This is a genomic window from Vibrio sp. 811, assembly GCF_033339195.1.
The window spans coordinates 1-533 of the sequence record NZ_JAWOUB010000880.1 but is presented as its reverse complement, the minus strand read 5'-3'; the positions used below and the strand labels follow the sequence as shown (position 1 = coordinate 533).

1 pseudogene is annotated in these 533 nt (G+C 39.6%); it reads right to left on the bottom strand.

The features are described 5' to 3' along the window. Nucleotides 1-351: pseudogene (locus R7Q46_RS29915) on the bottom strand (hypothetical protein); the annotation flags it as partial. Between the last annotated feature and the right edge of the window lie 182 nt (nt 352-533).

Sequence of the window (533 nt, the reverse complement as noted above, 5' to 3'; positions counted from 1 at the left end):
GCCTCCACCAACGACAACAATCAGTTTTACTGATTCTAATGCCATAGAAGAAAGTGGAAGCTTGTTTTGGTTGTGATTGGTCTGCAACGGGATAATCTTATCGATTATTGGCAGAGCGAGTAAGTTACATACACTCAAGCAGACGAAAAAAGTACCAGCGTACAGCAGTATACTCTGCAAGTTGCTACTCAAGTTGTCTAAGGCAGCTAAACTTAAACCCATCAACGAAAGAATGACGTAAATAAGGTATGAAGTTGATTGGTTAATTTTCTCTAGTAAAGCTGCGCGAGAAATAGGAATTAAGTACCCCACTACAAGAGGGGCAAAAATGAATAGCATCCCTGAGAACATAAAACTTGATAATTCCTTAGTGAGACAAGCCGGAGACAAAAGCCACTGACAAAACAACACTCGACCTTGAGTTTAATGTTTATCGTGGATGACGTTAGTTAACTTAATTACAAGCCGCTAGCACTGAGTACTGCGTTGATTTCGTTTTGAAAGTCAGTATCACTCATATTGCTTAGGTCATA